The organism is Halocatena pleomorpha (genome assembly GCF_003862495.1).
GTDB lineage: Archaea > Halobacteriota > Halobacteria > Halobacteriales > Haloarculaceae > Halocatena > Halocatena pleomorpha.
In genome coordinates this window covers 65,835-86,516 of record NZ_RRCH01000028.1, presented here as the reverse complement: position 1 = coordinate 86,516, position 20,682 = coordinate 65,835, and the positions used below count along the sequence as shown (strand labels likewise).

Annotated in this window: 13 protein-coding genes; 8 read left to right on the top strand and 5 right to left on the bottom strand. The window is 54.1% G+C overall.

Features of this window, described 5'->3' with window-relative positions; all coding sequences use genetic code 11:
• Window positions 1-114: 114 nt before the first annotated feature.
• From EIK79_RS12420 to EIK79_RS12410, 3 genes are all read left to right on the top strand, one after another.
• The gene (locus EIK79_RS12420; protein ID WP_124955431.1) at window positions 115-1,959 is read left to right on the top strand and encodes a DUF2264 domain-containing protein; all 1,845 of its coding nucleotides are present in this window, start codon (window positions 115-117) and stop codon (window positions 1,957-1,959) included.
• Between the two features lie 916 nt (window positions 1,960-2,875).
• Window positions 2,876-4,735: a rhamnogalacturonan lyase gene (locus EIK79_RS12415; protein ID WP_124955586.1), complete on the top strand. Its 1,860-nt coding sequence runs from the start codon at window positions 2,876-2,878 to the stop codon at window positions 4,733-4,735.
• 465 nt (window positions 4,736-5,200) lie between these two features.
• Window positions 5,201-5,602, top strand: coding sequence for a Rossmann-fold NAD(P)-binding domain-containing protein (locus EIK79_RS12410; RefSeq protein ID WP_124955430.1), 402 nt, complete (start codon window positions 5,201-5,203; stop codon window positions 5,600-5,602).
• A gap of 371 nt (window positions 5,603-5,973) precedes the next feature.
• Here EIK79_RS12410 and EIK79_RS12405 read toward each other — a convergent pair whose 3' ends face one another.
• On the bottom strand, window positions 5,974-8,106 hold the full coding sequence (locus EIK79_RS12405; protein ID WP_124955429.1) for a DUF1349 domain-containing protein: 2,133 nt from the start codon (window positions 8,104-8,106) through the stop codon (window positions 5,974-5,976).
• A 2,608-nt stretch (window positions 8,107-10,714) separates the two neighbouring features.
• On the bottom strand, window positions 10,715-11,938 hold the full coding sequence (locus EIK79_RS12400) for a hypothetical protein (protein ID WP_124955428.1): 1,224 nt from the start codon (window positions 11,936-11,938) through the stop codon (window positions 10,715-10,717).
• Window positions 11,939-12,426: 488 nt separating this feature from the next.
• Here EIK79_RS12400 and EIK79_RS12395 point away from each other — a divergent pair, with 488 nt between their 5' ends.
• The 3 genes from EIK79_RS12395 to EIK79_RS18485 all read left to right on the top strand — a co-directional run bounded on the left by EIK79_RS12395 (window position 12,427) and on the right by EIK79_RS18485 (window position 15,666).
• Entirely contained in the window at window positions 12,427-13,185 is a 759-nt protein-coding gene (locus tag EIK79_RS12395) for an ABC transporter ATP-binding protein (RefSeq protein ID WP_124955427.1), read from the top strand.
• A complete protein-coding gene (locus EIK79_RS12390; protein WP_124955426.1) occupies window positions 13,178-14,893 on the top strand; it encodes a hypothetical protein in 1,716 nt (571 codons plus the stop codon). Before EIK79_RS12395 ends, EIK79_RS12390 begins: the two co-directional genes overlap by 8 nt.
• A gap of 335 nt (window positions 14,894-15,228) precedes the next feature.
• On the top strand, window positions 15,229-15,666 hold the full coding sequence (locus EIK79_RS18485; RefSeq protein ID WP_124955425.1) for a hypothetical protein: 438 nt from the start codon (window positions 15,229-15,231) through the stop codon (window positions 15,664-15,666).
• Between the two features lie 164 nt (window positions 15,667-15,830).
• Here EIK79_RS18485 and EIK79_RS12380 read toward each other — a convergent pair whose 3' ends face one another.
• From EIK79_RS12380 to EIK79_RS19040, 3 genes are all read right to left on the bottom strand, one after another.
• Window positions 15,831-16,544, bottom strand: a complete 714-nt coding sequence (locus EIK79_RS12380) for a phenylalanine--tRNA ligase beta subunit-related protein (RefSeq protein ID WP_124955424.1) — start codon at window positions 16,542-16,544, stop codon at window positions 15,831-15,833.
• Between the two features lie 117 nt (window positions 16,545-16,661).
• Complete coding sequence (locus EIK79_RS12375; protein ID WP_124955423.1) at window positions 16,662-16,904, bottom strand: hypothetical protein; 243 nt, start codon at window positions 16,902-16,904, stop codon at window positions 16,662-16,664.
• 79 nt (window positions 16,905-16,983) lie between these two features.
• On the bottom strand, window positions 16,984-17,115 hold the full coding sequence (locus EIK79_RS19040) for a hypothetical protein (RefSeq protein WP_267900541.1): 132 nt from the start codon (window positions 17,113-17,115) through the stop codon (window positions 16,984-16,986).
• Between the two features lie 869 nt (window positions 17,116-17,984).
• Here EIK79_RS19040 and EIK79_RS12370 point away from each other — a divergent pair.
• Together EIK79_RS12370 and EIK79_RS12365 are read left to right on the top strand one after the other, a co-directional pair.
• Window positions 17,985-18,899 (top strand): cation diffusion facilitator family transporter, encoded by a 915-nt coding sequence (locus EIK79_RS12370; protein ID WP_124955422.1) that lies wholly within the window; start codon window positions 17,985-17,987, stop codon window positions 18,897-18,899.
• Window positions 18,900-19,203: 304 nt separating this feature from the next.
• Window positions 19,204-20,553, top strand: coding sequence for a sodium:calcium antiporter (locus tag EIK79_RS12365; RefSeq protein WP_124955421.1), 1,350 nt, complete (start codon window positions 19,204-19,206; stop codon window positions 20,551-20,553).
• Window positions 20,554-20,682 lie beyond the last annotated feature (129 nt).

Here is a 20,682-nt window from a genome sequence, read left to right as displayed (position 1 = left end):
TCGTCGTTGCATTTGGGACGATTCCTTCTACGTAGAGGGACTCGTTCGGGCGACTGAACACTCACTTTACCGAAATGATAATATATTTATCTCTTGGATTAGTATACGTGACGTATGAATCCGGTAGCGGACAATCCGCTTCAGACCCGCGAGGATTTCGGACGGGCCGTCGAACAGTTGTTCGAGCCACTCATTGCCCACTTCAGCCCGGGGAAAGCGAGGGTTAGGCCGACCGCGTCCGGCGCTCACTTTCCGGACGTTTCGGCCGAATTGGAGGGGTTCGCGCGGCCGCTGTGGGGGATCGTCCCGCTGGGCGTCCACAGGGGGTTCGATCGCTGGTCGATGCTCCGGCGAGGACTCGTCAACGGCACCGACCCATCCCACGAGGAGTACTGGGGGGAGGCGGATGACTTCTCACAGAAGCACGTCGAGATGGCCGCCATCGGTGTCGGACTCACGATGACGCCAGAACACCTCTGGGAGCCGCTGTCCGAGGTCGAGCGGGAACGGTTGGTCGCGTGGCTGAATGGGATCAACGACGCCCAACTCCACGACTGCAATTGGCTGTTTTTCCGCGTCATGGTGAACATGGGACTTCGATCGGTCGGTGCGTGTCACGACTGGGTACTCACGCAGTCGTCGCTCGACAGGCTGGAGTCGTTCCACTGCGGCAACGGCTGGTACACCGACGGACCGGAAGAGAGTCCGATCGACTACTATCTGCCGTGGGCCATGCATTTCTACGGGCTCGTCTATGCGATGTGCACCGATGCGGACCCGGACAGGGCGGACCGATTCCGAAGTCGGGCCGAAGCGTTCGCAACCAGCCACCTCCATTGGTTCGACGACGACGGCCGGGCACTTCCATACGGGCGAAGCCTGACCTACCGCTTCGCACAAGCCGCGTTCTGGGGCGCGCTGGCGTTCGCCGGTCTACAGCCGCTTCCATGGGGCGTCATCAGGGGCGTCTGGGCGCGCAACGTCAGGTGGTGGCTGAACCAGCCGATCTTCACTGATGGGGGACTCCTATCAGTCGGCTACCGGTATCCCACGTTGAAGCCGTCGGAGTCGTACAACTCACCCAACTCCCCGTATTGGGCGATGAAGGCGTTTCTTCCGCTCGCGCTCGAACCGGACCACCCTTTCTGGCAGGCCGAGGAGCAGCCGCTGCCGTCCCTCCCTGAACGAGTCGTTCAACCTCAGGCAGGGAAAGTAATCTGTCGAGACGACCATCTCGTTGCCCTCTCGCTCCCCCAAGACAGCGTCCACGGGCGCGAGAAATACTCGAAGTTCGCGTATTCGACGGAGTTCGGTTTCTCCGTCGCTGGTCGGACGCCCGGCCCGGGACAGGCGGGACACGACAGCTCCTTAGCACTCAGCCTTGACGGTGAACAGTTTAAGATCCCATCCTCAGTTGCGGGAACAATGGTGGATAGATCGACGCTCGCGTCGCGGTGGGAGCCGTGGGACGACGTGAGTGTCGAGACGTGGCTGGCACCAGCACCAGCGGGACACGTGCGCATTCACCATCTCGAGACCGAACGCACTGTCCACGCCGAGGAAGGTGGGTTCGCACTCGACCGGACGGGTGACGACGACGCGTCGGCGTTCTCCCACGACACCAACGGGACAACGGCGCTCGCAACGTATCCAAACGGCGTAAGTGGGATCTCCGATCTGTTTGCCGAACGCACGCCAGCAGTCGTGTCGGAGGAACCCAACACGAATCTTGCCCACCCACGAACGGTTGTACCGACGCTACGAGAAACATACGAACCCGGCGAACAGTGGATTGCGTCGGCCACTATGGCTAGCCCGGACCCCACGGCCGACTGGGAACCGTTCCCGGAACTCACCGCTACTGAGGAAGGCCTCACGATCGAAACGCCTGCAGGCGATCGACTCCTCGACTGCACGGCGGGCGATTGGCATAGCGGCGGTGCACCCAAAGAAATCTGAAGAACGCTCGTGACCTCGATCTCTGCGTTTACCAGCCATCGTCGAAGATCGTGTAGTTCTGCGGATAATGATCCTCTGCTGCTCCTACTCGGTGGGCTGTGTCTCTTCATTACGCATATGCTGTTGTAACATAGAGATCTCATACGATCATACCGGACAACCATATTCGCTTTTGCTCCGAGCTTGGTTTTTGAACTGTCCCACAATATTCGATAGATTCAGAACTGAATCAAATACTTCGACTCAGACGGAATATTTCTACGAGTATCTATCACTACCATTGTAATAGATCATCTACTATATCCATCCGGTACTGTCGGACAGCGTTTGTTATCCTCACGGAGGTTCAGGTAGATGCTCTTACAGACCCATGTCTGTAATACAACCTGTTAGTGGTAGAATGCTACCTGCTATGAAGCAACTAAATATCCCTCCGAAATACAATAAAATTAATTATCATATAGAATTTACACCTATTCGAACAAACTGGATTGCATTGAACCGAAGTGAAAGTGATTGACTTGGGTACGGTCCATGGGAAAATACCACTCCGGTGAGGGCACGTCCGTGCAGAGCGCGCTGAGCGGCATCTCGACAGCAACGAACAGTCTGAACTCTATGAGTTGGACGAGACATAACGGATGAGACCCGACAATACCTTTCAGAAGCACTGATCTCGGTTGCGCTACCCAAACGTTTATTATAATGGATTATACAACAAGAAAGTGCGGTTCAAAAGACAATGACTAACTCGAACAAGAGGCGATATCGCCAGTATCGACGCGATTTCCTCAGCGGGATCGCTGTCGGGACGGCGGTGTTCGGAACAGGTAGTGTCACTGCAGCAATCTCTGACGGTCGGAACGACCAGTCTGACAGAAAGAAAGTGAGTGACGGAAGCGAATCCCCCCGTCAGATGGAGGCGCTTGATCGGGGTCTTGTGGCCGTCCCAACGGAAGACGGAGTGCTCGTCCGATGGCGTCTGTTCGGGACGGAACCCGCGAACCTCGGATTCCACCTGTACCGTGACGGTGAGCGGGTGAACAACAAACCGATCACCGACAGCACCAACTACCTTGACCCGGACGGTACGACTGACTCAACCTACGCGGTTCGAACGGTTGGCAACGGTCGGGCCGACGGAACACGTGATGACGGTGACAGCGACCGCAAACCCGGTATGTCCAAGTCCGTCGAGGTCTGGGACGACCAGTATAAGGAAATCCCGCTCAACAAACCTGCCCCCGTGGAAAATCCAAACGACGATACTATGGTCACCTACAGCGCGAACGACGCGAGCGTCGGTGACCTCACAGGCGACGGCACGCTCGACATCGTCGTGAAGTGGGACGGATTAGCGCTAGACAATTCTTTTGATGGGGACACGACCGATGTCCTCTTCGACGCCTACACGATGGAGGGCGAGCACCTCTGGCGGATCAACCTCGGCCAGAACGTCCGTTCTGGTGCCCACTACACGCCGTTCTTAGTGTATGACTTCGACGGCGACGGCAAGTCGGAGTTTGTGGTGCGGACAGCTGACGGCACCGAAGACGGGGCTGGCAACATCATCGGCGACCCGGATGCTGATTGGGTCAACGACAGCGGATACATCCTCGAAGGACCGGAGTATCTCACTGTTTTCGACGGCGAGACGGGTGAGGCACTCGCGACAGAGGACTTCGAGCCGGCACGTGGAGATCCCTGCGACTGGGGCGACTGCTACGGCAACCGCGTCGACCGGTTCCTCGCGGGGGCCGCCTACCTCGACGGCGAACGCCCGAGCATTGTGATGACGCGGGGGTATTATGAAAAGACGATGCTCGCCGCCTGGGACTTCCGCGACGGCGAACTCACGACTCGGTGGGTGTTCGACACCGAGGATGATACTCCGAATCCCAACTACGAGGGGAAAGGCGCACACACTCTTGACACTACGGATGTCGACGGCGATGGCAAGGACGAGATCGTCTTTGGGGGTGCAGTCATCGATCACGACGGTACCGGTCTGCATACCACGAGTATGCAGACCCCCGATGCCATCCACTGCGGGGACTTTATTCCTAACCGTGAAGGATTAGAAATATTCGTCCCAGCGGAGTATCCTTCTGAGGGCGCACCGAGCTTGTCGATGCGGGACGCGGAGACGGGTGAATACATTTGGGCTATCAGGAATGGTGCCGACGTGGGCAGAGCGCTGGTCGCTGATATCGATCCGAACTACCAGGGAGCGGAAGCCTGGGGTGGCCAGCCTCTCTCAAGCGACGGACTGGGCACGTATACCGCTCGCGGTAAGCAGATACGCGAGAATCCCATCAACTCGATTAATTCGGCGGTCTGGTGGACGGGCGACCTGCACCGCGAACTGCTGGACCACGATTTCCTTGGCTGGGATGAAGGGTATGGTGTCGGCTGGATCAAGAAGTGGAACCCAGAAACCGAAGAACTGGATCTCTTGAAGTCGTTCGAGGGAACACGCTCGAACAACTCTTCGAAGGGGAATCCATGCCTTTCAGGAGATATCGTGGGCGACTGGCGCGAGGAAGTGATCTGGCGGACTGATGATAGTGGAGCGCTGCGTCTGTACGCAACGCCCCATGAGACCGACCACCGACTGTACACGCTGTTGCACAACCCGATGTATCGGACGGGAATTGCTCGCCAAAACGCTGGGTACAATCAGCCGCCGTGGCCGGACTACTTCCTCGGTCACGGAATGGACAATCCGACGAAACCTGACATCGAACTCGTCTCTGCCGACGATGGCGACGATTGAGCGTCGCGTGTACCCTTGCGGTAAGGCTCACCAACCCAAAACCTCACGCGCTTAGGATCAAACGTGAGTAGGAAGACAAGTCGCCGTCCCGGCGGCTAATTGCTTCTTCGCTTTCCAGAAGGGGACATCGGTGTCGAGATTGAGTGCGAAAAGTCCCCAACTCGGGCTTTAGGCAACGTCCGCCGCCCGCGACCAGAGAGGTTTGATATGCATCTCCGAGCGACACGCAACTGTGGTGGAACCGGCGTTGCCGGCTCTCTGAGGCACACTTCGATGGAGAGGCCGTGCTGGCGGTCTTCGATCACGCTGGATTCAATGGATATGCTGAGCGGAAGGACCGAGAGTATCTGTCGTCCGTCACTCCGTAGCCAGTATCTCCATCGCTGGTGGGGACTGTCTGATTTCTCTCGGAAATAAAGCAGATGATCAGTTATATTTATATAAAACGACCCGTCACGGCACAATATGAACGTACTTGTCGCTATTCCAGATACTGAAACGCGGGCGGAGTTTTTCTTGCCACAGCTTCACGAACGCATCGAGTCGTTAGGAACGGTTAGCTGGAACGACACTGAAAACCACTACTCTGAGTCGGCGCTTCACGAGCAGATCCCGGGTGTCGACGTACTCGTGACGGGGTGGGGATGTCCAGAGGTCACCAAATCCGTCCTCGCGAACGCCGAAGATCTGCAATTAATTGCTCACACCGGAGGGAGCGTTGCTAAGTACGTTTCCACTGCTGTCTACGAGGCCGGGATCGCGATCATCAGCGCAAACGGCGTGATTGAGGATATCGAGCGACTGGAGCGCGATGAATCGCTGGAACACGAAATCCCACGAAATCAATGGGAAACCATGTCTCGCTGACTGCTGGGTAGATACCGTGTCACTGAATCCCCCGAGTGGCGTATGTGATGAAAACTGGATCTCCTAACTCGCCGCCGAACACGAAGGACATCGACAATTGTAGGTCCGCTTTCACTACCCGCTGCAAGGAATCCTGATCACCTTCTTCCATCGTTACAGCCGACTGAATCCCACGAGGGAAATATGACAAAATTTCACCTTGAGATACGCCGATCAATCAGGAGTGCCTTGTTGAATTCACGGAAGACGTTGGGAAGTTCTCTGTGGGAAGAGACTCAACGTTCGCGTGTGGGGAATCGATTCGAGCAACGCCCCGGTGTCAGCGACGCTCCACAGGTATCTGGACCGACGCTCGGTGGATCAGGGACCGGTTAGGGCGGATTGGCGTCGGGTTCCTCGACTGCGAGCGCCCACTGTTCGATCCAGTCGCGGAGATTACTACTCGGCACCGACAGCGAGTGCGTATTTCCACCGTGATTCGGATAGCCGCCGACCTCCCCTTCGTTGCCAGGGATGCCGGGGGCATTGGCCGGGTCAGATACTGATGTGTCGAGGCTCCGGTTGCGGACGTTGTCGATGACACGCTGTTCGTGGCTGATCCGGTCTGCTGGACGCGCGCCAGCGTACGAAAGGTTGTGGCTCTCAACATCACCCGACGACATCGCCGTCAGGCCACTAGGCCACAGTGGTCGGGAACCGAGTTGGCTCGCGCTACAGAACGTCCGTCCGTTCAGCCCTGGATCGGTGACGTAATTGTCTTCGATAGAGACACTGCCGTCTCCTTTGATGATGGCGTCCGACCAGTCGAATCGTCCAATGTAACTGTTGCCGACGACTGACGACTGTGCGCCGCTTGAGATCATGATCGCCTTATCAAAGTAATAGACGATGTTGTTAGCCACGACGCTCTGTGTGTTGTCCTTCAGCCGGGGATTGCGATCGTTGTTGGCTGCGTAGACCGATCCTAGAATCGCAACGTTCTGTGCGCCATCGCCGACGAGTGATCCGTTGGAGTTCTCCTCGGGTTCGTCAAGCCCCTCAGCGATCAGCGAGTTGGTGATCGTCGTGTTGTTGCTGTCGTAGCCGACTGAGAGGTTTTCGTCGCGGCCCCAGTATGCCGTGCAGTGGTCGAAAATCACGTTCGACGTGCCGTCAGCGTTGTTCATCGGATCGGCACCTTCGGCTGCGCCGCCGTCCTCACCACGGAAGATACGGATGTGCTGGACGACGCAGTCGTTTCCTTCGACCTGAATCATACCGTTGATGAACGTAATTCCGGGCGATGGCGCTGTCTGTCCAGCGACCCAACACTGGTCGTTCGTAATTGACAGATCACTCCCGCCGAGATCGATCACGCCGCTGGCCTCAAAGACGACAAGGCGTGGCCCGCTGGCCTCGAACGCGCTTCGAACAGCGCCCTCAGTTGCCTCTTGCACCCGATGGACCGTCACACTGTCATCGAACCATGATGAGTCCGCGAATCCAGCGTCGAGATCGAAGTAGGACCCGCTGCCGGTGCCACCGCCGCCCGAATCGTCCGATGTGTTGAACGAGGCGATCGAACCAGTGGCAGTATCGCCGTCGCTGGCGTTGACCACCGCACGGAAGTCGTAGTCCGTGTTCGTCACAAGGTCCGAGACAGTCGCACTGTACGAACCAGTCGAGGAACGTGTCTGTGCACCCGTAGCGTTCCACGAACCGCCGCTCTCGCGGTATTCAAAGTAGACTTCTGCTGAGGACGCCCCGCCGAGGCTGTTGAGAGATCCGTTGAGTGTCACCGACGTATCGCCCACACTCGTAGCCGATCCAGTTGTGACGACGGCGTCGGTGTCGCCACCACCATCGCCAGTCGAGACGCTGCCTGCAACGTCAACGTCGCCGATATCGCCGTTGCTTCCTGGCGAAATCCCTGAAAGACTCTCGAACTCCGCGGCGCACAGTGTGCCCGTGCTGTGACTCGTAACTGCGAGACCAACGTACGCGCTATCAGCGAAGTCAATCTCGCTCGGCGCGATGTTTGCGATGCGTGTCCAGTTGCTCCCGTCAGTCGAGCCGTAGGCCGAAATGGTGTCGCCGCTACGCGTCAGTCGGAGCCAGTCTGCCGCGATGGAACCGCCGCTGACTTCACTCTCGCCGCTTCCGTCGTCGGATGTCGTACTGACGGTCGTGTTACCGTTGTCTGACCGCCACTGTAATGAAGCCTCACCGTTCGGACGACGGCGGACCATAGCGTTCTCCGCGTCGGCGTTCAGCGTCTGCCGAACCATGATGCCTGCTTTCGCCCAACTGTCCGTGTTCTCAAGCGAAGTATTGTGGACGGTAACGTCGAAGTCACCATCTATTTCTTCGTAGTAGTAATGGAACTCATCTGCTTGATTCCAAATATCCCCACCGCCTCCTTCGATCGTGGTCGTGGTTGCTGCCGTGGCTGTATTGCCGAACACGACGGTACCGATACTCCCTGCTGCGATCGCACGTAGAAACGTGCGCCTGTTGTGTGTCATTAATACACACCATTTATACTATAGAAATCACTAATAATGAATTTATTATAATATATATTATTATAAAAGTGTGGAAAATAATTTGGTCCAGTAGAATCGTCGAGATCTCTTATAATGATTAAAACGGGAGTTACAGATCACATCTCCATTGGTGCGGGCACGATACGATGACTCAGAGCTGAGAGGTCAACGACTCTCATCAACTCGTTTCTCGTCTGCGGGTCGCTGGACAACGATTCCTATCTGCCGAACGATTACAAGTGTACAACTGTAATAATCCATCAAGGTCAACCGTTTCGCTCTTCGGATATCGATTCCGGCGTCTATGAGGGAACGGAAAATCGAAGGCAGCAGCGTGGTATCAATGAATACCGGTTGATTCGCTATGGGCAAACGGAGACCTCCGTCGCAATCGTATTTCAATGATATCAGACAGATACAGACCGATTTGGATCAGATACTACTACGATCAATCTACGGGGATCAAATATGTTCTCCTCTTGGGAACATATATTCCCCATATTGTAACACCATCCCTATCTCCGTCGTTTCGGCACGCAGCAGCCGATCTTATACGTATCAGGTCATTCTACGGCCGTGTTTAGTTACGCGTGCAAGGTGAGGCAGTGCGATTTCGTGGTGTCTACGCCAGAAATCGCCGCCTCAGCAGAGACTGGATTGGTTGGGATTTGTGGAGCACGAGCGGATACCCGAGTCGGTGATGGCGCTGGGGTTTCTCGTTGCTGGCGCAAAACACCTCCAGACTGCGCTCAATCGAGCAGTCTCCGATTTCAGATGTGATTCGATTAGCATGCTGTCGTTACGCTCTGTGAGCTCACTGAAGACGACTTCACGCTCAGATCCCCGGCAAATAACCATTTACAGGACACCTCCGAACTAGGGTGACCAGCTGAGGATAGAATTTGATGTAGCGGTACACAGTGTGATGACACTGCCATTTGCTCCCGCTGGACCGAATTTACCCACCTCTTGAACTCTTGTCGGAGTGAATCGATAGCAATAGCATTTGCGTCTGATTGGGTAATCACTATTATTTCACCTATACTTTTGCTACAATATTATAGAAATATTTCCGGTGACGGTTTGGTGTCTTAATATCATCTTCGCTTTTCAATCAATATAGTGAAATTAAAACTAGATAGAGGGATCATTCTTACTATCGATTTTATTACTTTTATCCTGGGTGTATTACTCATCTTTGTAAACAACTACAAGAATTTGCCTATCAGGCACAAGTAAACGTCTTGAGCCGTTAAGAAGGTGTCTGCGCCGTGCACGACAGAGTACAGTTCGGCATAGCGCGGTCTCATCTGGGCGAACGTGTCGAGTCACAACTAAGTAGGCGGATACACTTGACGTTAACGAAATACTTGTGAAGTTCTTTAACTATGAACTTATTAAGCTCCTTGAAGTAAAACGACCGTACTACGGTTCATAGTCATAGCGAGTGTTCCACTCGGTTTTGTCGGTTTCGTGAACTGCCTCGTAGTCACGTCAACGGAAAATCGAAGTGTTCTCGTATCAGCACATCGCTTCGCGATTTGCGCAACCCCGCCCTCAACGGAGGCGTGAAGCGCCGGAGTGGGGTGAGGTAGTTCACACGAGACGTTCTGAGGTCGCCATATCAACTAGGTTCTCAACGATCTCATCGACGCGTCCATCCTCCGGGGATATCGAGCGTCGCCTCTGAGTCGGTTTTCAGTTCGAACTGGTAGTGCGATCCACTCCGAATCCCTCTATTTCGCGTTTCTGCAATGAGGAACCCCTTTATCCCGAAGGACTGAGTGTGTATAGCGCTTTTGCGAGGATATTATGTGGACACAGTGGGGGGATACCAACTCCGCCAATACAATTTATGCGGACACGGTAGGGGTCCCCCTCCACGACCCGTCGGGTACTAGCTGTAAATCTTGCTACCAGAACGTATCGTCATCATGTTTGAACCGCACGGCATAGTTGACGCTGTCCAGTGCCGACTCGTAAGCGATACCCGGGGTCGTAGAACTCGGCTAGGCAGGATCGTGCGTCTCGTCGACCGTCCGGTATACGATATCTGAGTAACCACTGGAGATTGTGGTGTTTCTTTGGAATTCGCCCAAGAAGGTTGCTTGCTGTCTATAGAGTGAGAGAGACGCGTACTGTCTTCTGTATGTAGTGTAAAACTACCAAATAGTCGGTAGTTGGAGGTGCGATTGTCTACCATAGACAAAGAAACACCACAGAGTGAGGCGTCCGAGCTGTCGCCAAACGGACTGCTGGACGTGCCGCCGACGAAACCGGTAACAATAACGAGCTGTGTCTCCTCTATAGCAGAAGTCGACTAAGTGGATTTCTAATGCATATTGATCTTGGAATCCATATCGACAGCCCATATTTTCCGAATATTTGCATTGATATCTACCATTTGCAAGTATGATGTTCGCCGGTGCGCTCAAGCACTCCGCCCGGGTCGTGTCTTCCCTACACATCACAGTGCTAGCACAACCTTCAAAAAAAGACGTAAGCAATTTATTTATCCCTAACTATTATAAATAATAAACCACTAGTAAGTGATTAATAGGGAAAAACCTGTCTCCTTCAACCCCGATTAACAGTGCTTCTCTTGGTTGTCTGCAGAATCGCTTGAGCTGTTACCACTGTTGGCCTTAGATGAAGTGGAATTTTTCGAGCTGCTTCCACCGTCGGCCCCGGGGAGTTCCGGAGGCATCGACCGCTTGCCACTGGCCGCCATCTTCGGTGAGAGCGGAACTCCGCCGCCGCCGATTACGGTGACTGTCGGATTCGTACCGAGGTTGGTGGTTTTCACTGTCGCGTTACTTGTGGAGCTTTTCAATTGAGGTGCATTCGCGTTCACGTCACAGCCGCTCACGTTCACCACTGCCTGCTCTCCCCCGGATCTCCCATCGATGTATCGTGCCTCGAAGACCGAGTCGGGATTGACGTCATTAGGAGAGAGATAGAACGCCGAGTTCTCGATCCGCTGGTTACGGTAGTGCTTCCCCCAGACGCACCGGGCATTGCGACTGTCGTCGCTGGGGTATTGTCCCCGCTTGCCGTTCGGATCGTTCACAACGCCGACGCAGTTGCGAACGATCGACTTCGGGGACCCGATGCGGAACTGGCTCACAGTGTTGTCCCGATGGTAGCAGTTTTCGAGTGTGACGGAACCAGCGCTGCCGCCGTCTTTGCCGACAGCACTCGCATACACTGCGTTGTTGCCGAATCCTTCGATGTACGTGTGTCTGATGTCGATGTGTCCCTTGTGGGACGGTCGAATATAGATTCCTCCAAGTTTCGAGGCCGGCTGGCCGTTCCGTGCTTTGCCGTTCGACCAGATGTTTTCTATCAGACCACGACCGCCGGACGGTGTCGATACCTGAAACTGAAAACTATTGCTGCCTTCACCGTCTTGGCCGACACCGCGGAAACCGACGTTTTTGACTGTCCATCCTTTCTTGTTCTGCGAGCGAATCGTCAAAGAAGCACCCTCAGCAGTCTGATCGACCAGAATGTTCGACAGTTTCTCGCCGTCGGATAGGTCGTACACTTCTTTTCCTGTAACCTTCCATACGTTGTACTTGCCGTTCGAAGATTTATCGATCGACGCTGCAGCCAATTCAGTGAGTCCCGTCGTACCCACAACGCCAATACCAGCCGCAGCACCAGCTTTCAGGAAGGATCGTCGACCGAAGTGAGCGTTCGACGCTCGTTCCGGATTGTCATCAACAACCTCGTTAATCTCATCTTTCTCTCCGCTATTCCCTGTATGGGTATCCTTCGCGCTCTCCTCCGAATGGTGATTTCGTGCCATGGATCAGTAAGGACTACCTACTAACAAGAGAGTTGTTACTGATACAACATATATTGTAGTATAACCACTATATTCAGTTCTATTTAACCATCTATTTAGAGTTATTTAATAATGTATTTATGTGTTTATACACATAGATTGCTCATTCCCGTCTGGACATTAGAGGACCTTCACAACCGCGTGTTAGGACCTCCTTACCCGGCTACATGGCTGTTCGTACGATTGGAGTCCTCCAACCACACGCAGCAATATTATTATCCACATTTTATTCCTATTTTTATACTGTAATTGGATGGTATTGTAGGAGAACACTCCTCCGCGACAGCAAGCGATCCAAAACTGGATCGTCGGATCGAAATCGACACCGACTGTCTAAACGCAGCAGCAACTATGCGCGACGAATCCACCCAGCCGACTTCTGATCACCGAGGATATATTAAAAAACCAGAAGTTCTAATAGCCGGGCGTGGTAATCCACTTTAATCGCGATGACAGCAATTGAAACCACCGCCCTCACCAAGCGGTATGGTGATACCCTCGCAGTTGATTCGTTGGCTCTCCAGATCCCGTCCGGCGTCGTGTATGGATTTCTCGGTCCGAACGGCGCGGGCAAGACGACGACGATGCGGATGTTGACCGGGTTGCTCACACCTAGTAGCGGGAGTGCGCGCGTGGGAGGCGTTTCAGTTACCGACCGAGACGCCCTACGGTCACAGATCGGCTATCTTCCAGAAACGCCACCGTTGTACGACGAAGCGACCGCGTTTGAGCAGCTGACCTACGCAGCTGGGTTGCGTGATCTTCCTGAAGGTCCGACACAAGACCGCATCGAAACGCTTCTGGACGATTTTGATCTCCTCACCGACGCCGACGATCGGATCGACGGCTATTCGAAAGGAATGCGACAGAAAGTCGCCTATATACAGGCAGTCTTACACGAACCGCCAGTGGTGTTTCTCGATGAGCCAACTTCAGGGCTCGATCCCCGGGCCGCAAAGACGATTCGACAGCGGATTCGCGGGTTGGCAGACGATGGGATGACGGTGTTTCTCTCCACGCACATCCTTCCTGTTGTCGAAGACGTTGCAGACACCGTCGGAATTCTCGCTGACGGAGAGCTTATTGCCGAAGACACGCCCGACAGCATGACTCAGCGCGCTGAAAGTGGCCAGAAACAGTCACTCGAAGACGTGTTCTTGGAACTGACTGACACTGAGACAGCTGCTGAGGTGCAGCCAAATGGCTGAGTCGGGCTGGCTTGCCCACGCCTGGCAGATGGGTTGGTTCGATTTCAAGCGAACGCTCTCGGGGATGTGGGACGACAAAGCGCGATTGGCGATGACAGTTGGGCCGATGGTGTTTATCGGCGCTGTAGGACTCGCATTGCTCATTGCGTTTGCTGATGAGTTGCAGGGATTTTCGGGGGTGGCACTCACAGACGGTGCCCGAGGACAGGTAGCAATGTTCTGGGTCTTCGGTGTCTACATCTTCACCAACCGGTTAGTCACCCAGCGGAGTCGCGTCGAAGCCGAGGAGCTAGTGTTGACGGCAGTGTCTGCACGAACGGCTGCTGTGGGCCACATTGTCGCCGAAACGCTGCGAGGACTGGCGTATTTTGCGGCTCCAATAGTCGTGCTCACGGCTGCTGGTTTCATTATCTTCGGTTCATCCGGCGTCTTTCTTACTATTCCGATCGCGGCGTTGACGTTCGTGATGACCACCATAATCACAGGGACTGCTGTCGGGTATTCGATCGCCTGGCTGCTCACTCACGTGAAGTTCGTCCGACGGTACAAGACCATCATCGGTGGAGCAGCAGTAGCGGTCGTAATGGGTGGGTATCTGTTCGCGGTATTGGGCCCGACGGAAGGGATGAATGTGTCCTTTATGAGTTGGGTTCCAACAGGGTGGGTGCTCGATGTTGGCGTGTTGGGGGTAGGAGGAGCGATCAAAGGATCGACAGTGAAGGCTATCGGATCGTTGGTGACGAGTGCACTAATTATCGTTAGTGGAATTTTCGCAACCGAACGAATCACCAGTGGTTACTGGTTCAGTGAACCAGTCAGCATCGACGACGCCGATGAACCGACTGATCACAGCGAGCGTTCATTTCGGCTGAGCCCACTCCCGTTTCCGGGGTTTATTTCCCAGCCGACTCGCCGGGTGTCTGAGTGGGTGATTTTGCGTTCAATCCGTGATCCAAGCCGACTCTCGTATCTCACACTTCCGGCGGTTGTCGTCTTCGATGCCGGATTTATCGCCTACAGCAATGGTGCACTCGACGTTGTTCTGGCACCGGTGCTTGCAATTGGGTTGCCCTGGATTCTCAGTGAGATTGCCGCGATGAATCCACTCGGTGACGAAGGGTCGATGTTGCCGATGATGGCCGCTACCATCTCCGCACGCCAGTACGTCCACGGATTACTGGTTCCAGGGCTGCTCTATGGGCTTCCTATCGCGGGTGTACTCACCGCGCTCGCTGGGATGATATCATCCTACTCACCAATGGAAATTGCTGGGCTGGTCGGTATCGCTCTGTATTTGACCCTAGTAGCGGTGACGATCGCTCCCGCACTAGGGATGGCAATGCCACGATTCGATGCGATTTCAATCGGCCGAAGTGACGACGTACTCCCCCCGCGGGTGAGCACGATCGTCATCCACAGTGTAAGTGTGGTCGTTCCCGGCGCATTGCTCGGTGGCCTACTGCTCGGTCCTGAACTGACCCGGACTGCACTGTCATTCATCTTCGGTGGCCTCCCAGCACTCGTGCTCGGACTGCTCGATGTGGGCGGAGTCAGTTGGTTCGAACAGTTGATGAACAATATCCAAGCAATTGACGTCGTAACGTTGCGCTATGGCCTTGGTGGAGGACTCTTTGCTGGTGGCCTCCTCGTGGCAGGAATCTGTTATCGAAACGCAATCAGTCGCTTTGAAAAATACGAGCCACAGTAGCCCACGAGGCTAATAAATATAAGGTAGGCTCGATCGGCATCCAAACGTGTGCGTGGGGATTTTTCTCTGATACCAGTGTCTTTGTCTTGGAAGACATGCATCCCGAGCGAGACGAACTGTTGGTCCGTTATCGTCGTGGTCGCAGTCAGCTCTACCGGCTCACGCTGTCGACGAACCAGGTTGAGCCAGTAAGCGACCATCTCTTGGTGCGAAAGGCACGCTGCAGTCCCAGTGGTGGGTGGATCGCCATCAACACAGCTTATTCTGAAACGGCTCCTAATGAACAGCTTCAAACAGCTATTGTCACAGACTCGGGCGGGTCTCACAGTGAGTCTTTGACCAGCGATCCGGTCGAATTTGCCAAGTGGTCTCCCTCAAACAACCAACTGCTGATCAGGGCAGCCGATGACCGCGACCGATTCGGCGTGTATGATGTGGCAAGTGATCGGCTTCGATGGATCCAAACAGAGGTTTCCCACTGCCAACCAATTGATTTCCTACCGTCTGGTGATGGCATTTTCGTGCTTCAGGATGGGACGCCGCACATCTATCCTATCGAAGAGAATGCGACCGGATCAAGCATCCCTGGTATGAATACGACCTCAGTCACAGCGGCGACGGTGACCGATCGGTCGCTCGTCTTTCAACAGCACGATACAGAGGGAAACGCGTCTCTTACATGTTCAAACACATTTGATATCTACCGCAACAATATCGTCTGCTATCAGGATTCTCACTATCTCGCAAACTATGGCCGACCACTCATGGATTAGCTTCTCTCAGGACGAGTCATGATTAACTGGTTATAAACAATACGACAGAATCAACATTCCCGAGCTATCATAAATCCATCGTGATTTGCTGACAGCTAGGTGTGACATCCTCCCCGCCGTAAACGGCGGGATTCTCTCCTTGCAGAAATAGGAGAACCGGATGGTCAGTCGTCCGCCGGTGTGGCTGCGCGGCTGCCCGTGGTCACGCCACGTTGTACGTCGAGGAACTCCATTGTAGCAGTTGGACACGTGCGCTTGATCAGCTCGAACGTGTCACGACACAGTGCACGACCGTCTGCCTCAGACATGGCCGGATTGCCTGGGACGACCAGCAGGACGTCGTCAGTTGACTCGGTGACCTTGAATGCGTCTGCGTCCCGGCTCACCGGGCCGAGCAGCGCTAAGAGATCTCCATCGGATTCCCAGAGGAGATCACCCTCTGCGGCCGTTTCCGGTTCCTCGTGGAAGATTGGGAGCATCGTCTCGCCACCGTCTGCTCGACGGATCGTGATCGGGCCGTCAATCTCGCCCGTGTCATGCATCCCTAGGATCGCGCCCGACTGGACCCCAACGATGTTGTACGCGTCGACGATATTGTTGTTACGGTTGAAGCCCCTCGCTTCGATCAACTTCACGAGCTGTTCACCGGCTGGCTCTTGATCGGAACGTCCAAGCCGATGGAATAGTTCACGGGAACCGTCGACGACATCAGAGGCCAACACCGCCGAGGCGTCGCCGGTCAGCTGATTGACCTCGTTAATTTCTGCATTCAATGCGTTTGTTCCCGACTGAACGTCGAGATTCCGGATCTGACACCCCACAGGAGCGATGCCCAGGGCACGAACATCGTCCGTGACGACTAGTGTGTTGCTATCCATTACCACATACCTACCTTTAGAACCATAGCTGTTATAATTTTCTATAAATTACCTAATTACTCGGTGATTTTGAGAGTGGATCTGGGAAAAATTAAAAGTTGCTAAATTATAGGCACATTAATCAGTGAGGTACGTCTCATCAAGCTCGTGCGTAAGTATATCCTCACCTTGCCAGCAGATCTGTCCGACACGCGTCCCTTCTGGCACGTGCTCGGTGTCTATCTTTTTGTTCACTTCTGTTATAATTGCCCAGACTCGCGGGTTCGCAAACAGTCCCATTCCCGGCTCAAGCTTCACCCGTTTTGTGGGAAAAGCCGACTGTACGACGAGAACGGACTGATATTCGGGTTCGTTTCCCATTTCTAGTATGCTCTTTGTTGCATTGTTCGAGATATTGGTGGTTCTACACCCTAGAATCGTTAAGATCTTCTAATTCCTATTAAGCCTGTTGAACGTATCTCATCTCGGATGACGGTCGCTCATCGATCTCGTCCCCGAGCGAAACGTAGGATCGCCGTGCTCTCCAGTCGGTACAGGCGTTGATCTCGATGTTGCTGCCATCTGCTCCCATATCAGACACTCATTATATGATCGATTCGCGGCAAGTAGATGTCTACAGCCCGATGAAAAATCCGTCGATCAGCCTGAAAACAGTGATAACGGCGGCGAATTCGAGACCGGATACTCATCTTGGTCCCGCCGTGTCTAATGAGACCTATCAGGAACGATCGAAATATTGTTCCCACCACTGATATCCACCCTATATCCTCATCATCGTCTAGTCTCTACTCAGTAGAGGAGCAACGATGGTGTATATTCCACGCCCCTCGGAGTGTATTGGTGTAGTAGGAATAGCAATTGCTATCGTCGGAATCGTGGGCAGCTTTTGGTTTCTTCTGACAGGAAGGTTCACCCCCTGGGGTTGGTTTCTCTTCCTCGCGAGTGGAACACTCTGGGCAGTGTCTTGGCTCTATTGCATGGGCTGGGAATGGGACCGGTTCTCACAGGAATGAACGAATACCATTTCCCATTGTAACAGAGGTCTTCAGAAAACTGTTTTCTGATATTATTTATCTGATGAGCCATTGTCGGAGAACTGATTCTCAGTCGAGTCACCTCGTACCACCAGTGGCTCATCACCGTTGCTACGGGCCATGTTCTGTTCGAATGTGTTGTTATTTGAATCGATCAAGCGAAACCATTGTCACGATTCTTGTTTGCCGTGTTGTGTACAATTTCATTGTCGTTCGGGAGGGCAGACATGACATAAAACAGGGTACCCGGCAGCAGAATATCTGGCTCGAACTCGCTCCTCCTCACGTATTTATAACCAAAATATGCCACTAGTGAAGATAGGCGCAAGGTTTAGATTCAATCTAAAACTCGATTATACCCGCCTAATGAGCGCTGTTAAGTGGATGCAGTAGATATTAGGAGGTGATGGTGGCTACTCGTGAGGCGTTCCTCAGGGTCTCCTGGATAAACGTTCTGCTGAACGCCCTCAAAATCGCTGTCGAGGGCTCGATTGGATTCCTTACCGGAAGTATCGCACTCATCGCTGACGCCGCCCACTCCGTTGCTGACCTCCTCGCAAGTGGTGTTGTCCTCATCTGGGGGCGCTCCGTTCACAAGGACGCCGACGAGTCGCATCCTCACGGTCATAACCGATTCGAACCGCTCTCTGCACTCTTCGTCGGCGGAGTGTTGGTCCTCCTCGGACTTAAACTGCTGTACGATGCCAGTCTGTCGCTGTTCACTGGCGTCACCGCCGAATACAGCATCTGGCTTGTTGCCGGCCTCCTATTCGCTCTTGTTGACATGTACGTCTGTTACTGGTACACCCACTACGTGAATCAGGACCTCCAGTTGCCGAGTCTCCACGCGCTTGCTACAGACAGCCGCAACGACATCTACACAACGGGAGCGGCCCTAGTGGGTGTTCTTGGAATGGCTATCGGCTACCCCATCTTTGATTCGATTGCGGGTGGCACCGTAAGTCTACTTGTCATTCACCAAGGCATCGAAATCTCCCAAGAGAACATCCGATACCTCGCGGATAGTGCGCCCCCCGAGACAGAACAGAAGGAAATCAAGGGCCGAATCCGCGAACACCCAGAGGTCCGTGGGATTCATGATTTCGTAGCCTACTATTCCGGCCACGTCATCGAGGTGGAAGTCCACGCCGAAGTAGATCGAGGCTTGACAGTGGTCGAAGCCCACGACATCGAATCAGAACTCCGCGATCGTATACGCGACATCGAACTAGTGTCTGACGTTCACATCCATCTCGACCCAGTCGGTCTCAGTGAGTGGGAAGGCGCTAACGATGCAACGCCTGCGTCGACTGGGGACTGACACCGATGCAGTGTAATTGAGCAGTTGACCGTGATGTCTGTATGAATGGGCTGTTTCCCGTGTCTAACAGATAACTGATTCGAAGACGCATTACGCGACGTAGTGATCTTCTGAGAGAATCGATTCGATGAGTCTGGTCTCCGGTCGTGCCGATCTATAGACAACAGCCACTTACACCACATGTGGTGATCATCCCATTAGCCAGTCTGTACGTCGTGTTGCCAATTTCTATGACATTATCTGTCAGCCACCCACGGTCAGATCAATAGTGATTGAAGACGAAACCACAACGTGTTCCAAACCAATGTTTGATCGCTTTCGCCACCCACTGATCGCTGTCATTGTCGCGCTGGTGTTGACAATTCCTTGGATCGGGACGTTCGTCTCGTCTGGTGGGTACGGAACAGTGCACCCAGGCGAAAATATTGCGCCTAGCGTGGCCGTTGTTGTCGCTGGCTTGGCGATTCTCGGAGCAGCGTTCCTACTCGCATGGGCCGCCGAAACCGCTGAAAAAGATGTCCCGCAGGCGTTCGCTATCGCAGTCTTAGCGGTACTCGCTGTGGCTCCCGAGTACGCTGTCGACGCCCTCTACGCGTGGCAGGCCGGCGCTGGCTCAAGCGAGGCTGCCAACCTCGCGGTGGCCAACATGACTGGAGCGAACCGGATTCTCATCGGTCTCGGGTGGTCTGGGATCGCCCTATTTAGTATTTCCCGTGCGAAACGAGCTCACGATCCAGTAGTTGAGCACCGCTCTGGATTCCTTGCGGATGTCGTTGGCGTCGATCAGAAAATCTCGACTGAGATTGCGTTCCTCCTCGCAGCGACAGCGTACGCGTTTTTCGTTCCCTTCAGTGGCGGCATCGGGGCTGTCGATACCCTCATCCTCGTTGGCCTGTACGTGCTTTATCTTTTTATCATCATCCGCAGTGATGTTGACAAATCCGAAGAACACGTTGGCGTTCCTGCATATTTCCAGCGATATCCGAAAGCACCACGGATCAGCGTCGTCCTGTTCGGATTCGCATTTTCGGGTGCAGTCATCTTCACTGCAGTCCACCCGTTTGCGGAGGGACTTGAGCGGTTGGGCCTCCAGTATGGCATTCCCGAGTTTTTCATGATCCAATGGCTTGCGCCGCTCGCGTCCGAGAGTCCTGAACTCATCGTTGTTGCCTACCTCGTAAACAAGGCGCGTTCGACCGCCGGATTCAACGCACTCATCTCCTCGAAGCTCAATCAGTGGACGCTCCTCATTGGAACGCTCGCGGTCGTTTTCTCAATCTCTGCGGGAACTGTCGGAACACTCCCGTTCGATTCGAAACAGGCGGCAGAAATTTGGATCACCGCTGCCCAGAGCTTTTTCGCCATCGCCATCCTGACGAACTTCGAGATTAGCACCCGAGAGGCGGTCACATTGCTCGTACTGTTCGTTACACAAGTACTCGCGGAGTTTTACGTGATCCAGACGTATGCTGAGCCTGCTGCGACGACCATCAGTATGGACATTCTTTATGCCTACACGGCTGTCTACATTGTCCTTGGCATCGGGCTGTTCATCATGCGCCGTGGTAATGTTCGTAAGCTCCTCAAACAGACCATCGCAGCTGCCCGGACAGCATTCAGAAATGATTCCAGCCAACCGGAACGTGCGGACTAATGCCGACTCGAATTTGCTCACGTCGGCGGAAGATCGTCCTCAGCGTGGCAAGGCACTATACGCTGATGGTACTCGCGGCCGTAACTGATAGTTAAAGAGTACCTGATAAGTAGAATGGCGTCTTTTACG